This is a genomic window from Neolewinella maritima, assembly GCF_923081025.1.
Classification (GTDB): Bacteria; Bacteroidota; Bacteroidia; order Chitinophagales; family Saprospiraceae; genus Neolewinella; species Neolewinella maritima.
Genome location: NZ_CAKLPZ010000001.1, coordinates 1,591,247 through 1,606,797 on the forward strand (window position 1 = coordinate 1,591,247; position 15,551 = coordinate 1,606,797).

The 15,551-nt window shown below is 58.6% G+C and carries 13 protein-coding genes; 6 read left to right on the top strand and 7 right to left on the bottom strand.

What is annotated here, in order from left to right:
• Positions 1–31: 31 nt before the first annotated feature.
• Entirely contained in the window at positions 32–1,696 is a 1,665-nt protein-coding gene (gene recN, locus MJQ68_RS06625; protein ID WP_238750243.1) for a DNA repair protein RecN, read from the top strand.
• A gap of 38 nt (positions 1,697–1,734) precedes the next feature.
• Here recN and truB read toward each other — a convergent pair whose 3' ends face one another.
• Genes truB through MJQ68_RS06640 form a run of 3 tightly spaced genes read right to left on the bottom strand, consistent with a single transcriptional unit; the run spans position 1,735 to position 3,613 of the window.
• A complete protein-coding gene (truB, locus tag MJQ68_RS06630) occupies positions 1,735–2,448 on the bottom strand; it encodes a tRNA pseudouridine(55) synthase TruB (RefSeq protein WP_238750244.1) in 714 nt (237 codons plus the stop codon).
• A gap of 10 nt (positions 2,449–2,458) precedes the next feature.
• Complete coding sequence (locus MJQ68_RS06635; protein WP_238750245.1) at positions 2,459–3,256, bottom strand: undecaprenyl-diphosphate phosphatase; 798 nt, start codon at positions 3,254–3,256, stop codon at positions 2,459–2,461.
• Positions 3,257–3,259: 3 nt separating this feature from the next.
• Positions 3,260–3,613 carry a DUF3098 domain-containing protein gene (locus MJQ68_RS06640; RefSeq protein ID WP_238750246.1) on the bottom strand — a complete coding sequence of 118 codons (354 nt, stop codon included), beginning with the start codon at positions 3,611–3,613 and terminating at the stop codon, positions 3,260–3,262.
• A gap of 127 nt (positions 3,614–3,740) precedes the next feature.
• Between MJQ68_RS06640 and MJQ68_RS06645 the strand changes: the two genes are divergently transcribed.
• On the top strand, positions 3,741–5,300 hold the full coding sequence (locus MJQ68_RS06645; protein ID WP_238750247.1) for an amidohydrolase family protein: 1,560 nt from the start codon (positions 3,741–3,743) through the stop codon (positions 5,298–5,300).
• A gap of 5 nt (positions 5,301–5,305) precedes the next feature.
• Here the strand turns inward: MJQ68_RS06645 and MJQ68_RS06650 are convergent, their stop codons facing one another.
• From MJQ68_RS06650 to MJQ68_RS06660, 3 genes are read right to left on the bottom strand one after another with little or no spacing between them, the layout of a single operon-like run.
• Entirely contained in the window at positions 5,306–7,546 is a 2,241-nt protein-coding gene (locus MJQ68_RS06650; protein WP_238750248.1) for a glycoside hydrolase family 3 N-terminal domain-containing protein, read from the bottom strand.
• A 20-nt stretch (positions 7,547–7,566) separates the two neighbouring features.
• On the bottom strand, positions 7,567–9,057 hold the full coding sequence (locus tag MJQ68_RS06655; protein ID WP_238750249.1) for a GH3 auxin-responsive promoter family protein: 1,491 nt from the start codon (positions 9,055–9,057) through the stop codon (positions 7,567–7,569).
• A gap of 36 nt (positions 9,058–9,093) precedes the next feature.
• Positions 9,094–10,032: a lytic transglycosylase domain-containing protein gene (locus MJQ68_RS06660; protein WP_238750250.1), complete on the bottom strand. Its 939-nt coding sequence runs from the start codon at positions 10,030–10,032 to the stop codon at positions 9,094–9,096.
• Between the two features lie 128 nt (positions 10,033–10,160).
• Between MJQ68_RS06660 and MJQ68_RS06665 the strand changes: the two genes are divergently transcribed.
• The 4 genes from MJQ68_RS06665 (at position 10,161) to MJQ68_RS06680 (ending at position 14,636) form a co-directional block, all read left to right on the top strand.
• A complete protein-coding gene (locus MJQ68_RS06665; RefSeq protein WP_238750251.1) occupies positions 10,161–10,781 on the top strand; it encodes an RNA polymerase sigma factor in 621 nt (206 codons plus the stop codon).
• A 29-nt stretch (positions 10,782–10,810) separates the two neighbouring features.
• Positions 10,811–11,641 (top strand): anti-sigma factor, encoded by an 831-nt coding sequence (locus MJQ68_RS06670; protein ID WP_238750252.1) that lies wholly within the window; start codon positions 10,811–10,813, stop codon positions 11,639–11,641.
• A gap of 256 nt (positions 11,642–11,897) precedes the next feature.
• Positions 11,898–13,967, top strand: a complete 2,070-nt coding sequence (gene dnaG, locus MJQ68_RS06675; protein ID WP_238750253.1) for a DNA primase — start codon at positions 11,898–11,900, stop codon at positions 13,965–13,967.
• 57 nt (positions 13,968–14,024) lie between these two features.
• A complete protein-coding gene (locus tag MJQ68_RS06680; protein WP_238750254.1) occupies positions 14,025–14,636 on the top strand; it encodes an RDD family protein in 612 nt (203 codons plus the stop codon).
• Here MJQ68_RS06680 and MJQ68_RS06685 read toward each other — a convergent pair.
• Positions 14,613–15,539, bottom strand: coding sequence for a DUF4249 domain-containing protein (locus MJQ68_RS06685; RefSeq protein ID WP_238750255.1), 927 nt, complete (start codon positions 15,537–15,539; stop codon positions 14,613–14,615). The two genes, MJQ68_RS06680 and MJQ68_RS06685, sit on opposite strands and share 24 nt — an antisense overlap.
• Positions 15,540–15,551 lie beyond the last annotated feature (12 nt).

The window sequence follows — 15,551 nt, forward strand, 5'->3', positions numbered from 1 at the left end:
TAAATTTGGACTTTTCAAACAAAAAGCAGGTATGATCAAACGGCTGCACATCAGCAACTACGCCATTATCGAGGAACTCACCCTCGACTTTGCCGACGGCCTGAGCATCATTACCGGCGAGACCGGCGCGGGAAAATCCATCGTACTCGGCGCGCTTAACCTCATTCTTGGAGGCAGAGCAGATACCAAAACGCTCTTCGATGATACGCAAAAGTGCGTCATCGAGGGCCGGTTCGACGTAGCAGCCTACGCCCTCCAACCTTTCTTTGAAGAGCATGATCTGGATTACGATCCCGATCTGATCATTCGTCGCGAGATCACCCCCTCGGGCAAGAGCCGCGCCTTCGTCAACGACACGCCGGCCAACCTCAAGGTGCTACAGCAACTGGGAGCCACCCTCATCGATCTTCACCAGCAATTCGATACGCTGTACATCAACAACAGCGAGTTTCAGCTGGAACTCCTGGATGCACTGGCTGGACAGCAACCCGCTACCAAGGACTACCGCAGCGACTACCACAAGCTCCAGGACGCCCAGCGCAGGCTCCGCCAACTCCGTGAGGCGCAGGCCCAGGCCCGCCGCGAGCAGGAGTTTCTCGAATTTCAGGTCCAGGAACTTGAAGAAGCCTCCCTACAGGCCAACGAGCAGGAGGAGTTGGAGGGCGAACGCCACCGACTAGCCAACGCCGATGAGATCAAGCAGCTCACCGCCGGTGCGTTCCATTACCTCACGGAAGGCGACAGCCCGGTCACCGACCGGCTTATGGCCATCGCTAATAAGCTAGCCCCACTGGCGGCGGGTGATAAAAAGCTACAGTCCATCAGCGAACGCTTCGAAAGTCTCCGCCTGGAACTCGAGGAGGTTGCCTCCGACCTGGATGCATTTGGTGAAGACACGGAGGTGAATCCCAACCGTCTGGAAGAAGTAGAGGAGCGGCTGAACCTGCTGTATAAACTACAGACCAAGCACGCCGTCAAGGACAATGAAGAACTCATCGCGGTATATCTGGAGCTATCCGGACGTCTGGGTGAGTTTGCCGATCTAGGCAGCCAGATCATCAAGCTGGAAAAAGAGCAGGAACGTCTCACGGCCAGCCTATTGAAGCAGGGTGAGGTACTCCGTAAGGGGCGCGAAAAGGTAGCCCCCAAGTTTGCCACCAATGTGCGCAAGCAGCTGGCCGATCTCAGCATGGCCAATGCCCGCCTCGAAGTAGACTTCAAACCACTGGATAAGCCGGGACTAAATGGTCTGGACGAAGTGCGCTTCCTCTTCAGCGCCAATAAGGGCGGTAAGCTACAGAGTATCAAGGACGCCGCCTCGGGGGGTGAGATGTCACGGTTAGCCCTGGTGACCAAAAGCCTGGTAGCCAGTGCCATGGAGCTGCCTACCCTAATTTTTGATGAGATCGATGCGGGCGTGAGTGGCGACGTAGCCCAGAAGATGGGACGAATCCTCACCGACCTCAGTGCCCACCACCAGGTCGTAGTCATTACGCACTCACCCCAGGTTGCTAGCCGGGCCCACCGCCATTACTTCGTCTACAAGACTGATAAGCAGGACGCCGAGCGCACCATCACTCAGGTCCGTGAATTAAATAAGGAGCAACGCGTAAAGGCCATCGCCACCATGCTCAGCCAGAACCCCCCCAGCGACGCCGCCCTCAAGAACGCCCGCGAACTCATAGAGGCAGTTTAGGCCTAGAAGAATCCGTGCCTAATCCGCGCAATCCGTGGTTAAATCTCAAGTGGAATAGCCTCCAGCAGATCCTCCAGCACCCAGGCATCCTCGATCCGATACGGCCCCACCGCCGTGCGCCGTAGTGCCGTCAGATACCCTCCACTACCGGCTGCCCGCGCCAGGTCGTTGGCCAGTGAGCGGATGTATGTACCCTTACTGCAGCTGATCTCGAAGTCTACCGCATCCCCCGTAAAGTTGGACAGGGCAAACGCATTTACTTCGACCGAGCGGGGCTTAACCTCGATGGTCTCGCCACGCCGCGCGCGTTTGTAGAGTGGCTGACCGTCTACCTTGATCGCTGAGTACATGGGTGGAATCTGCTCGATCGCACCGGTGAAGGCCACCGCGTGCTCGCGCAGTAGGTCCAGACTGAGGTGGTCCGTAGGGTACTGTTGATCTTCCTCTGTTTCCGCGTCGTAGGATGGTGTAGTCGCGCCTAACTTGATGGTACCGGTATAGCTTTTACCGAGCCCTTCCAGCTGCTGTAACTTCTTCGTCCAGGGACCTACGCATAGATTGAGCAGACCAGTGGCCATAGGGTCGAGCGTACCTGCGTGACCGACCTTGAATTTTTTCACGCCCAGGTGCTTGCGGATCCGCCAGCGCAGCTTATTGACCACATCGAAACTGGTCCATCCCTGCGGTTTGTCGATCAGAACAAGCGCCCCGTCCCGGAAGGAAAAGGGTGGGGTAGTAGAAGCGGGAAGCATATAGATAAACTTAGGTGCCGAGGGTCTTGATGCACAGTACGATCAGGGCAACGACGAAGCAGTAGTAGGCGAAATATTTCAGCTCGGCCTTCTTGACTAGCTTGATCATCCATACACAGGCTACGATGCCGGTGAAAAAGGCGGCTACGAATCCTACGCTCAATTCTACGGCGGAGGTGGTGGCCGAGAAGTCACCGTCTAGCAGGTCCTTAGCCATCTTACCGAGAATGAGCGGTACGACCATGAGAAAGGAGAAGCGCGCCGATTTCTCCCGGTCGATGCCCAGGAGCACACTCGTCGAGATAGTGGCTCCGGACCGACTGATCCCCGGAAGGATCGCAATAGCCTGCGCAATGCCGATGAGAATAGCGTCGGTCCAGTCTACACTCTTTTCCGTACGCTTGGCGCGATCGGCAAGGAACAACAGCAGACCCGTAACGATCAGCATGAAAGCGACCAGGACGATCTGTCGGTCGAATAGCGTAGTCAGGATAGTATCAAACATAACCCCCACGATGGCGGCCGGTACCATACTGACGATGATCAGCAGGGCAAATTTGGTGCCGCCGTTCCACTCGAACCTAAGCAGATCGGAAAGGATCTCGGCGATGTCCTTGCGGAAGACGACGATAGTCGCCAGCGCGGTGGCGGCGTGTAGCGTCACGGTCATGAGCATACTGTCCTCCGCCAGACTGGTATCGTTGAATAACCACTTGGTCAACTCCAGGTGGCCACTACTGCTGACGGGTAAGAACTCGGTCAGGCCCTGCACGATCCCGAGGACCAGTGCACGAAGAATATCACTCACAGGCTATTTTTTGAAGATCGCGTAAACGACTACGCCCAGTCCGCTCAGAATAATGAGGGGAGCCAGGGTGATACGCCGGAAGCTATAGATGACATCCTCGTCGAATACGGTGGGGTCATCCCCACGCCCACCGATCATGAACAGGAAGCCTACTACGACCAGAAGAAATCCGCCTCCCAACCAACGGTAGGTATCGGGACCGAACACTAGGGGTGCGGCAGACCGGTCGACCGTAGCGGTGGTGCGCCGTTCGGCCACTTTAGGCGTGGCTACTACCCGGATGGGGGCAGCTGCCTGGGGGGTCGGATCGGCGACGCTGGTGCTGGAACGGCCTTTTTGCTTCTTACGCTTGCTCATGCGGCGATAATTCAGTTACGCGGGCTCAAAGGTACGGGACGTACCACTAGGGTCACCCATTGCAGCCGACCCACTAGCGGGGAAGTGCTACATTCGCTGCTTCCCTATCCACGTATCAAACTCTCCCATGGCACGTTTTCTTGCGGTCTTTTTGTATTTGTGTTGCACCTGCGTCCCCGCCCCCGTGCTGGCGCAAATGTCGGATGCCGTGGACCGGGGGGAGGCCTTCGGCGACGGACCGCACGCGCAACTGATCATCCGCGGCGTGACACTGATCAACGGGAACTTGGCTCCGCCGATCGGCCCGGTCGATATCGTGATCGAGGGAAACCGGATCGTTTCGACCAGTACCGTCGGTTTTCCGGGTGTGGAGATCGACCCTGGCACACGACCTCAACTACAGGCCGGTGGCCGAGAGATCGATGCGACGGGTATGTATGCGCTACCCGGCTTCGTGGATATGCACGGACATACGGGCGGGCGTGCGCAGGGTACGACGCCGGATTATGTCTACAAACTGTGGCTGGGTCACGGCATCACCACCGTGCGCGAGCCAGGCAGCTTCAATGGACGCGACTGGACGCTGGCGCACAAACGGCGGTCGGAAGCCAATGAAATTGCCGCCCCCCGCATCATGGCCTACACCGGCTTCGGAATGGGGGTGGAAGAGCCCTTCACGACTACCGAAGAGGTAGCTGAATGGATCAAAGTAAACAAGGCCGCCGGTGCCGATGGTATCAAACTCTTCGGACTGCGACCAGACCTGATGGAAGCCGCCCTGTCCGCGAACAAGGCCATCGGACTGCGCAGCGCCTGCCACCACGCCCAGCTCAACGTAGGGGAGTGGAACGTGCTGAAGTCAGCGCGCGCCGGCCTGACCACCATGGAACATTGGTACGGTCTGCCGGAGGCGCTCTTCGAGGACCGCAACGTACAGGACTATCCCGTAGACTACAACTACCAGAACGAGGAGCACCGCTTCGGCGAGGCCGGCAGACTCTGGGAGCAGGCCGCCGAACCCTACAGCGACCACTGGAATGCGGTCATGGACGAGCTGATCGAGCTGGACTTCACCATCAATCCCACCTTCAACATTTACGATGCCAACCGCGACGTGATGCGGGCCCGCAATGCCGACTGGCACGCGGAGTATACTTTGCCCAGTCTGCTGAACTTCTATGCGCCGAGCCGCTTGAGCCACGGTAGCTACTGGCACCACTGGGGCACGGAGCAGGAGGTGACCTGGAAACGCAACTACCAGCTTTGGATGACCTTTGTCAACGAGTACAAGAACCGCGGCGGACGGGTCACGGCCGGCTCCGACAGCGGCTACATTTACCAGCTATATGGCTTTGGCTACATCCGCGAGTTGGAATTGCTGCGTGAGGCGGGCTTCCATCCGCTGGAGGTGATCCAGTCTGCTACCCTACACGGTGCCGAGGCGCTAGGAATGGCCGACCGCATCGGTACCATCGAGCCGGGGAAACTGGCCGATATCGTGCTCGTAGCCGAGAATCCTCTGTCAGACCTCAAAGTCCTCTACGGTACGGGGGCTACACGGCTTACGGAAGACAACGAAGTAACAACCACGGAGGGCATCCGCTACACCATCAAGGACGGTATCGTGTACGACGCCGTGAAGCTGCGCGAGGCAGTAAAGGAGATGGTACAGGAAGCCAAGCGGTAACTCACCTACTCTTCGTAGTCAAACTCCTCTGTCAGCTCACCCACCGTCAGCCGGAACGTACCCGGCTCGGTAACCCACTCCATGTCGCGGCCGATGAACGACAGATCCTCGGGCTGGAGCTGGAAGGTGACGGTCTGCGACTCCCCGGGCTCCAGATGCAGCTTGGTAAACTTGCGCAGCCGCTTCACGCTGGGCGTCACGCTGGCTACCAGATCGCTAGCGTAGAGCAGTACGGAGTGGCGGCCGGCCCGGTCGCCCGAGTTGGTGACCCGCAGGCTTACGGTCAGTGTATCGGCGGGACGCAGCACGCGGCTACTTAGCTCGAGGTCGCTGTAGGAGAAATCGGTATAGCTCAGACCGTGGCCGAATTCGTAGAGGGGGTTGAACGTGCCGTTGCGCGCCTCCGTATGCTTGTGGTCGTAGAAGACCAGGGAGTTCGGTTCCCGGGGGTAGGTGAGGGGCAACCGTCCGCTGGGGTTGACCCGGCCGGATAGGATGCTCGCCAGCGCGTCTCCGCCGTGGGGACCGGGGTAGGGTGCATACAGCACGGCCTCCGAGCGGCTGGACATACCGCTCATCAGGCGGGGCCGACCGGCGGCCATGACCAGCACGATGGGCTTGTCTAGCGCGTCCAGTGCGTTGAATAACCTGCGCTGGGCAGCGGGTAGCAGCAGACTATTGATGTTGCCCGGGTCCTCGGTGTAGGACAGTTCGCCCACGCACAGAACGATAATGTCCGAGGCGCGCGCCAGCGATACGGCACGGTCGATGTCGATCAGGGTATCGAAGCCAACACCCTCCGTATGGGTCACCTTGCCGGGAAATTCCTGCTGGACCGCCTCGCGAATGGTGTTGAAGTCGGTCAGGTAGGTGTCCGCTTCCTGTCCCTGCCAGCTGTAGGTCCAACCCCCGTTCAGGCTGCGCATATTGTCGCTGGTGGGTCCTACAACGAGGATGCGCTGGTCGGACTTAATGGGCAGCGGTAGCCCATCGTTCTTCAGCAGTACAATCGATTCCTCGGCCGATTGCAGGGCCCGTCGGGCAAAGCGCTCGCTGCCGAAGTCCGGGAACGCTTCGGGGTCGTAGAGCGCCTGCTCGTACAGTCCCAGGGCGACCTTTACGGCCAGGATCCGGGCCACCGAGGTGTCGATGCGCGATTCGTTCACCTGCCCCTCCTGGACCAGTTCAACGACCGCCTTGGGGAAGTCCGTGGTCACCGCCGTCATACTCATATCCATACCTGCGTCGATGGCCATCTTGACGGCCTCCTTCAGGTCGGCAGCCACCATATGGCGCTCGTACAGGTAGCGCACGTCCTGCCAGTCTGACACCAGTAAGCCCTCGAAGCCCATCTCTCCGCGCAGAATATCAGTTAGCAGTTCCTTGCTGGAGTGCACGGGTATACCGTTGACTTCCCCGCTATTGATCATCATGGTCAGCGCACCAGCGTCGATGGCTGCCTGGTACTGCGGCAGGTAGTACTCGCGCAGCTGCCGCTCGGGCAGGTAGGAGGGCGTGCGGTCGCGGCCACTCAGCGGCGAGCCGTAACCGGTGAAGTGCTTCAGGCAGGCCACTACGCTGACGGAGTCGCCCACGCCATCCCCCTGATACCCCCGTAGCATCGCCAGACCGAACAGCTTGTTGACGTACGGATCTTCGCCGAAGCTCTCATAGTTGCGCGGCCAGGCCGGCTGGCGCCCCACGTCCATGGCCGGACTGAAGTTCCAGGGAATGCTTGCCGCCTTCAGCTCATAGGCGGTGATTTCTGCTAATTCACGTGCCAGAGTAGTATCGAAGGTAGCTGCAATGCCCAGCGGCTGGGCGTAGAGGGTAGCCCCCTTCACGTAGTTCGCCCCGTGAATCGCATCCTGTCCGTACAGTACCGGTACGCCGGTAGTGGCCATCGCCTTTTCCTGGATCTTCCCGATGTACTCCCGAAATTCGGCCGGCGTCGGGTAAGTCCGGCTAGGGTGGTTGAGGATAGAGCCTATCTCGAGCTCGCCCACGACGCGCTCCAGCCGTTCCTCGCTGAGCATGGGGGGCACGGTAAGCACGTAGGTGGGGCCTTCGAAGATCAGGTCGACCGCTACCTGTGTCATCTGGCCGGCTTTCTGCTTCAGCGTCAACCGCTGCACTTCCGACTGCACGAAGGCATTCTGCTCGTCCGTCAAAAAAGAAAACGTCTGCTGGGCGCGGCCGCAGGTGCAAAGGACGATGGCAAAAAGCAGGGTAAGTGAGGAGCGCATACGAAGGATCTAGTTCGGCGCTAAGCTAAAGAATTTCGCAGGGCATCGGCGATCCTGCGATCGTTGGCCAGGCGGGGCACCTTGTTTTGTCCGCCGAGTTTACCCTGCTGCCTCATGTATTCACGGAAGGCTCCCGGGGGTAGGGCGGTTAGCACCAGCGGCCGCAGTACGCGGCCCTCGATCAGGTCGCGGTAGTAGCTGTTGGCCTGCACCATAGCCCGGTCTAGCTCACGGGCGAACGCGGCCGGGTCCGCGGGTGGCCGGCCGTACTCCACCAGCCATTCGTGGTAGGGTAGGCCCTCCGGTGGGCTCACCTGGGGCGCCACCGTGAACTCCGTGACCTCCACACCGTGCCGGGGGGCTACCTCCCGTAGGGCGGCCTCTACTTCTTTACCGATCACGTGCTCCCCGAAGGCGGAAATGAAGTGCTTGATGCGCCCGGTGACGCGGATCCGGTGCGGCCTAAGGGAGGTGAATTCCACCGTGTCGCCGATGTTGTAGGCCCAGAGTCCGGCCGTGGTAGACAGCAGGATCGCGTAGTTGACCCCCGTAGATACTTCCCCCAAGGAAAGTCGGGTAGGCCGCGAGTTGGCTATCTCGTCCGCAGGCACGAACTCGAAGAAGATGCCGCTGGCGGTATTCAGGAGCAGCCCGGCTTCGGTCTGGCTATCCTGAAAGGCGATGAATCCTTCACTAGCCGGATAGGTCTCAACACTCGGGATGCGGCTGCCGACCAGGCGCTCCAGGCTATCGCGGTAGGGCTCGAAGTTGACCCCTCCGTAGACGAACATCTCCAGATTAGGGAACACCTCCTTAATCGTGTTCTTGCCCGTACGGGCTAGCAGGCGTTCGTAGTACATCTGTACCCACGGCGGGATGCCGCTGATGAGCCGCATATCGGCCTGCAGGGTCTCGTCGACGATGCGCTCCAGCTTGGTCTCCCAGTCCTCGATGCAGTTAGTCTGGTACGACGGCAATTGACTGCGACGTAGCCAGGCCGGTACCTCGTGGTTGACGATGCCGGAGAGTCTGCCGGTGGGGATACCGTTCGTATCGCCCATTTCCGGGCTACCGCTCAGGAAGATCATCTTGCCGTCGAGCCAGCGGCTGTGGCCCGTTTCGGCTACATAATTGAATAGTGCGTTGCGGGCGGAACCAAAGTGATTCGGCAGGCTATCCCGGGTCAGGGGGATATACTTCACGCCGCTGGTGGTGCCGCTGGTCTTGGCCAGGTAGGCGGGTGTGCCGGGCCAGCTCACATCTGCTTCCCCCATCTTGATCCGGTCCGCGTAACTGCGAAAGTCCTCGTAGTCACCGATGGGTACGCGCTGTTTAAAATCCGCATAGGTGTGGATCGCGCCGAAGTCATGATCGCGCCCGAAAGCGGTGTGGCGGGCGGTACGGACCAGGTCACGACGGATCTCCTCCTGTAGCGCCACGGCTAGGCCGGCCTTCCACCGTAGGCGGCGGCGGATGATGTGGGCATAAGGTTTGAGCAGGGTAGCGAGCATAGGAAATTTAACTGTAGGTCGTGCGGGCGTGACACCTCATTTGGCGGTGGGAATATGCAGCTCGTAGCTCCTGCCCGGACGTACCGTCAGGCCTCCGGCTACCAGCCAGGGATTGTAAAGCTTCAGCATGCGGTAGGTCGTACCCTCGGCCCGGGCTAGGTCGCCCAGGTTAGGCACCGATTGGCTTACAGTGATAAGACGGTAGGCGTCGAGTGCGGGGTAGCCCTGGTCCGCGCCCAGGTGGTACCCAAACTTTTCGGGCTGCTGCAGGATCGACTTCAGGGCGACGATGCGGAAGAGGTATTGCATGGTTTCGGCGTTGATGTCCAGATCGAAGAGCTCTTCCGCACGTTGTTTGGCTAGCCACTTCTTCAGATTGGGCCCACCCATATTATAGGCGGCGGCTACGAGGTGCCAATTGTCGAACTGCCGGTGATACTCCCTAAGGTAGGCCGCCGCGGCATGGGTAGCCTTTTCAAGATGAAGGCGTTCGTCTACCTCTGCGGTGACTTCCAGTCCGTACGCCCGGGCAGTGGGCGCCATGAACTGCCAGACGCCGCGGGCGCCGGCGGGACTGCGCACGTTGGCCAGTCCGCTTTCGGCGGCGGCGAGGTACTTCAGGTCGTCGGGCAGCTGCTCTTCGCGGAGGATGCGTTCGATGGTGGGGAAGTAGCGGGACCGGCGCTTAAGTAGTAGCAGCGTGTTGCGGTGGAAGTAGGTATTGCGCATCAGCTCCAGATCGAGCCGTTCCCGCACGTCGAAGTTTGCAAGATCGAGTGACTGCCCGGCAAACGAGAACGGACCATGGAGGTCCATGGGGTGTACCAGCTGTGGCAGACCACGCGTTGTAGTATCGGGTCCGGTGGGTTGTACACCGGGCGACACTGCGGGATGATCGTGGTTGGTGCTTAGTAGGACCAACCAGGCGAGGAGAACTATCAGGCTGATGCCGATACCGCCGAGCACTGCTTTCATCCGTAGGTTTTTATCATGTGTACGTGGCTTGTGAAGTCGGGCACAAAGTAAATCACCCAGTATGGTCTATCGAAACTGCTCCCCTGAAAGTTAATTTCATGCCGGGCCGCAACTATTTTTTAAGTACTTTGCACCTGCGCACCGCCGCACTAATTGTCACCCCCAGTATGCCCTCACCGGCGAATAAGGATCAACAGAACACGCTACACGAGCTGCTCCTGCGCAAGGATGAGGCCGGTATGCGTTATTTGTTCGACCACTACGGGGGCGCCCTCAACAACATTATAAGCCGTATCGTCACCGAACCCGAAGTGGGGGAGGAGGTTTTGCACGACGTGTTGCTCCGCATTTGGGAGAACATCGATCGGTACGAACCGGAAAAGAGCAGGCTCTTCACCTGGATGGCCCGCATCGCTCGAAACGCTGCAATCGACCGCGTACGCTCCAAGAGCTACCGGCAGAATGATAAAACCGATACAATCGATGCCATCGTAGTTAACCATACTACACTCAGCGAGACGATGCCCGTAGAGCACATCGGCTTGACGAAGCTACTAGATAGCCTGGACAACAACTACCGGTCAATCATTGACCTGCTCTACTTTAAGGACTACACGCAGGCCGAAACTGCCGAGGCCCTTGACCTGCCCCTGGGTACGGTCAAGACCCGGTCACGCCGTGCCCTGCAAAAGCTGCGCGAGCTGCTAAAACACGAATTACTCATCCTCTTCATCCTCTTCCTGTTCTAAATAACCTCCCAATCGACTTCTAACTACCTGTGGACATTCAAGCATACATAAACTCCGGCGCTCTGGAACTCTACGTTCTCGACCGCCTCAGCCCCGACGAACGTCGGCAGGTGGAGACGTATGCGGAGCAGTACCCGGAAGTGCGGCAGGAAATCGAAGAGATCGAACTGGCCCTGGAACGCTATGCTGTCCTTAACGGACAGCTTACCCCCCCCAGCTCTACCACTCTGACGAGCGTGCTCGCCGTCTTGCCTAGTCAGGCCAAGGTAGCCGAGGCCAAGACTCCATCGAGCAAGACCCCTAAGCCCCCCGCGGGGCGTAGCGGACCTCACTGGATCGTCTGGTTACTCGCCCTGGCCCTGGGAATGGCGCTCTTCGGACTCTACTACTTCCTGCAACAGGCAAACGCACAGACCACCTCGCTCGAGGAGCTGCAACAGCGTTTTACCACCCTGGAGCAGGATTGTGAACAGATCCGTGACACCAATCAGGAGAACGTACAGCAGCTAGCCCTGCTGAGTGATGCAGACACCCGTGGTATTGTATTGGCCGGATCCGACAATGCCCCTAACAGCCGCGCGGTAGTGTTCTACAATCCGCAGGCCGGCGAGATCTTGTTCTCAGCCTCCAATCTGCCCGCTCCCCCCGCCGGCAAGCAGTACCAGCTCTGGGCCATCGACGCGAATGGTCCGCAAGACCTCGGCGTTCTGGATGAAGAACTCAGTGCGGGGACCTTGCTGGACGTCCGCTTCGTGCCCGACGCCGCTGCATTCGCCATCACGCTGGAAGATGCGGGTGGGAAACCGAGCCCCGACCTTTCGCAACTACAGGTCATCGGTAACGTCCCCACGGGATCGTAATGAAAACTGCCCCAGTCCGCAAAAAAGCGGCCGGAGCAGTACACACACTATGAGAACACCCATTAAATTCTTTCCAGTAAAGCGGCTATTGCCGTATTCTACTAATAAGACAAACAGGGACTGTATTTGTATGCATCGCGAGCCCCCCCTCACCTAGTTAAAGGTTGGTTAAGTATACTGGCAATCAGTAAGTTATAAATTTAGGTGTGCCAACGTGTGACACGTGGCCGACGATAATAGTCCGTATCTTTACGCTATGATTACGGAGGACAGCGTACGGGAGGTGATCGATTCTGCCCGGATCGAGGATGTGGTCGGGGATTTCGTGAATCTGCGGCGTCGCGGCAACAACTACAGTGGGCTATGTCCCTTCCACAATGAGAAGACGCCCTCGTTCAACGTCAACCCCGCCCGCAACATTTATAAGTGTTTTGGCTGTGGTGTAGGCGGCGATCCGGTCAAGTTCCTGATGGAGCTAGAGCAGCTTACGTTTCCCGATGCCATCCGCTGGATCGCCGGTAAGTACAACATCCAGTTGGAAGAGAAGGAGGTCAGCCCCGAGTTCCGGGAAGAGCTGCAGGAGCGCGAGAGTCTGATTATCACCAACGACTTCGCCCGGGCCTATTACCAGGAACAGTTGACACAATCCGAGGAGGGTAAAAGTATCGGCCTGAGCTACTTCAAGCAGCGTGGCTTTCGCAAGGAAACGCTGGAAACCTTCGGGCTGGGCTACGCTCCGATGCAGCGGGATGGGCTGCTCAAGGCCGCCACCGCCGCCGGCTACAAAGAGGAGCAGCTGGAAAAGCTGGGATTGGTACGCAACGGACGGGATTTCTTCTTTGATCGCGTCATGTTCACCATTCACAACGTAGCGGGCAAACCCATCGCATTTGCCGGGCGCATTCTGAAGAAGAACGTCAAGGCACCGAAGTACATCAACAGTCCGGAAACGGAGGTGTACCACAAGTCCGACGTGCTGTACGGTATGTACCAGGCCCGGCAAACGGTGCGTAAGCTGGATCTGGTGTATATGGTGGAAGGATACACCGACGTGATCAGCCTGCACCAGAATGGCATCAAGAACGTGGTGGCCACCTCCGGTACGAGTCTGACTAGCGGTCAGGCACAACTGGTGAAGCGATTTACGGAGAACGTCACCCTGCTATACGACGGAGACAAGGCGGGCATCAAAGCCGCCCTCCGTGGTGTAGACGTGTTGCTTACTAACGATCTCAATGTGCGGGTGGTGGTACTACCCGACGGTCACGATCCGGATAGCTACCTGCAGGAAGTAGGTACTACGGCCTTCGAGACTCACCTGCAGACTACGGCCCAGGACTTCCTGTTCTTCAAGGCGGATCTATTGCTGGAGGAGGCCAAGGACGATGTAGGGCAGCGTACCGAGGCAATTCGGGATATCGGCAGCACACTCGCGCTGGTTACCGACCCCCTGAAGCGTGCCGGCTACCTACAGCAGTTCAGTGCTCGTCTCGGGCTGGAGGAATCACTGCTGGTCAACCTGGTGAATAAAGCCATCGGCGACCGGCGAAAGGAACAGCGGAAAGATCAGGAGCGTGAGGCTCGGCGTGCACGCCGAGCGGGCGGCAGCCAAACGAGTAAACCCACCGCCGATCGGACCAGTGGGGAGGATGGTTGGGCCGGGTTGGAGGAACCAGCGTGGTACGGTGGTGAGGCGGACAGTCCTGAGGTTGCCTCCACGCCTACCGCCGCCCGAGCCGCCGATGATGTGCAGGAGCAGCCCGCCGCGATCCCGGTAGGACACGCCTTTCAGGAGCGGCACCTGGTAGAACTGCTCATCCGCCATGGCCACCAGGTGTACGATGAGGAGACAGGGAGTAGCGTAGCGGCTTACCTGACCGGCAACGTCGCAGACCTGCTCGGGGATTTCGACGATAGCACGTACCGCGACATGGTAGTAGCCGTGACGGAACGCGTCCGCTCTACCAGCAAGGCCCCGGAGCCTACCTGGTACGCTAGTCAGCCCGATCAGGCGCTGCGCCAGTTAGCTGTTGATGCCGCGGTGAGTCCCTACACGTATAGCCCTAACTGGAAGAAGGTATACGGGCTGCACCTGAGCCAGAAGCTCCCGGAGGACAACCACCGCCTGGCGGCGGAAACCTTCTTGTACATCTTTCGTATGGAGAAGATCGAACGCAAATCACAGCAGAACGCCGTCACGATCGCGCGGCTTGAGCGGGAGGGAAATCTCGATCTGCTTCGCACCCACCTTAAGGTGCAAATGAAACTGGATAAGCTACGCCTCACGCTGGCTAAGGAACTCGGTACCGTGGTGCTGAGTAAATAGCCGCAACGAAAACTATCCGAACATCCGCACGGTATAGTAGGCGAATACGATGACCTTGTGACCTCGACCAATACGTACGCCGACTTACCTGATCCTACTACGGTACCGACCGTTGGCTTCCTGCCGCGGCTGGCCGCCTGGTTCATTGATCAGGTAGTACTCATGGTGCTGATTCTGCCGGTGTATTATTTTATGGTCGTCCGGCCGAGTCTAGTCCTGGTGATCGCTCTCTGGGGTGCGCAGTTTCTCTATAAACCGTTGGGCGAAGCACAGTTTGGCGCTACGCTGGGCAAATGGGTCCTCAAATTGCGGGTAGTGGATCGGGCCACCTATCGGCGGATTTCGCTCAATCAGAGCTTTGTCCGTTTCTTGCCCTTCGCCATCTCGCAGTTCGCCACCTTATTCGTACTGATCCGCATGTTTCATTCCACCGAGCTGGCCGAGGTAGACGGCCTGCAGAGCTATGTGAACTACACGACTTACTATCCGCTAAATCAGAGCTTTGCCGTAAATCTCTGCAACAATTTTCCGGTCTTTTCCGCCGTATGGATGATCCTCGACCCCTGGAGTCGTGCTCTACACGATCGCTGGGCGGAGACTTTCGTCACCCGCAAACCACGGATAACTGAGGGGGAGGGGCCAACACTACAGGGGGGCGACAAGCTGTAGGTCCAGAGCTACCGAGGTATAGCCGGCAAATATGCCCAGGCCACTCTCTACATTGTTGAACAGGATGAGGGGCTCATACAGCCCGCTGCTCACTCCGCTCAGGTCGGGTCCCAGACTGCGCTGGAAGAAGAAGTATTCCGGACTGACCGTACGAAGCTCGGCTACCACCGCGCCGATGAATTCCCGACTGGGATCGATGCGACTCTGTAGGTGAATTCGCACCGGCGCGCCCCGCCCCAGGTCCTGTAGCAGCACGCTGATAGTCTTCGACTGCTCCGCCTGGTGGGTGGGCGTGCCTACCGTTTTGAGGTAAGATTGTTGCAGCACCGTATCGCCTACGGCCGTGACCCGATAGGGAGTGACGCGCTGGTAGATGCGCAGGTCATAGTAGTTACCTACCTCCTCGGGATCGGCATAGTCAACCAGCAAGTGGTAGTCGTAGACCAGTTCTTCATCAGTTCGCTCGATGGAGAGATCTGCAATACTCAGTGAGGTGATGGGTACCGGAGCGGGTATGCTACTGACGGCGGTGACCGGGTCGAAGCCTTCGGCGCTGACGTGCACCGTATAGCTTTGCCCTACCTGGGGGCGGAAGTCGATCGTCTGATAGCTCCCACTCGTCTGATCGTTTGTGCTGGGTACGAAGACGAGTTCTTCGGCCATTTCGTTGCCCTCGTACAGGAATACCTGTGCGTTGGTCACTGGTACGGCCATCGTGCCGGCCGGCCGGGTCGCGGACACGCGCAGTCGCACCGGCTCGCCGGGAAAGAAATTAGAGTTAATGACCAGCCGGCTTTTTTGCTGCTCCAGGTTCAGTTCTATGGGCTCCTCACAGGACCATAGAAATGCGGCAACCGCCAGTGCAAAGGAAGTACGAAGTAAGGCTGGAAAGCGTGCTCGCATGAAAGTAAAAAT

What these genes read in the sequence shown, in the direction of transcription:
- truB (WP_238750244.1), bottom strand. Translation starts at nt 2,448, where the DNA reads ATGCTTCCCGCTTCTACTACCCCACCCTTTTCCTTCCGGGACGGGGCG.
- recN (WP_238750243.1), top strand. Translation starts at nt 32, where the DNA reads ATGATCAAACGGCTGCACATCAGCAACTACGCCATTATCGAGGAACTC.
- MJQ68_RS06640 (WP_238750246.1), bottom strand. Translation starts at nt 3,613, where the DNA reads ATGAGCAAGCGTAAGAAGCAAAAAGGCCGTTCCAGCACCAGCGTCGCC.
- dnaG (WP_238750253.1), top strand. Translation starts at nt 11,898, where the DNA reads ATGATTACGGAGGACAGCGTACGGGAGGTGATCGATTCTGCCCGGATC.
- MJQ68_RS06660 (WP_238750250.1), bottom strand. Translation starts at nt 10,032, where the DNA reads ATGAAAGCAGTGCTCGGCGGTATCGGCATCAGCCTGATAGTTCTCCTC.
- MJQ68_RS06655 (WP_238750249.1), bottom strand. Translation starts at nt 9,057, where the DNA reads ATGCTCGCTACCCTGCTCAAACCTTATGCCCACATCATCCGCCGCCGC.
- MJQ68_RS06650 (WP_238750248.1), bottom strand. Translation starts at nt 7,546, where the DNA reads ATGCGCTCCTCACTTACCCTGCTTTTTGCCATCGTCCTTTGCACCTGC.
- MJQ68_RS06685 (WP_238750255.1), bottom strand. Translation starts at nt 15,539, where the DNA reads ATGCGAGCACGCTTTCCAGCCTTACTTCGTACTTCCTTTGCACTGGCG.
- MJQ68_RS06645 (WP_238750247.1), top strand. Translation starts at nt 3,741, where the DNA reads ATGGCACGTTTTCTTGCGGTCTTTTTGTATTTGTGTTGCACCTGCGTC.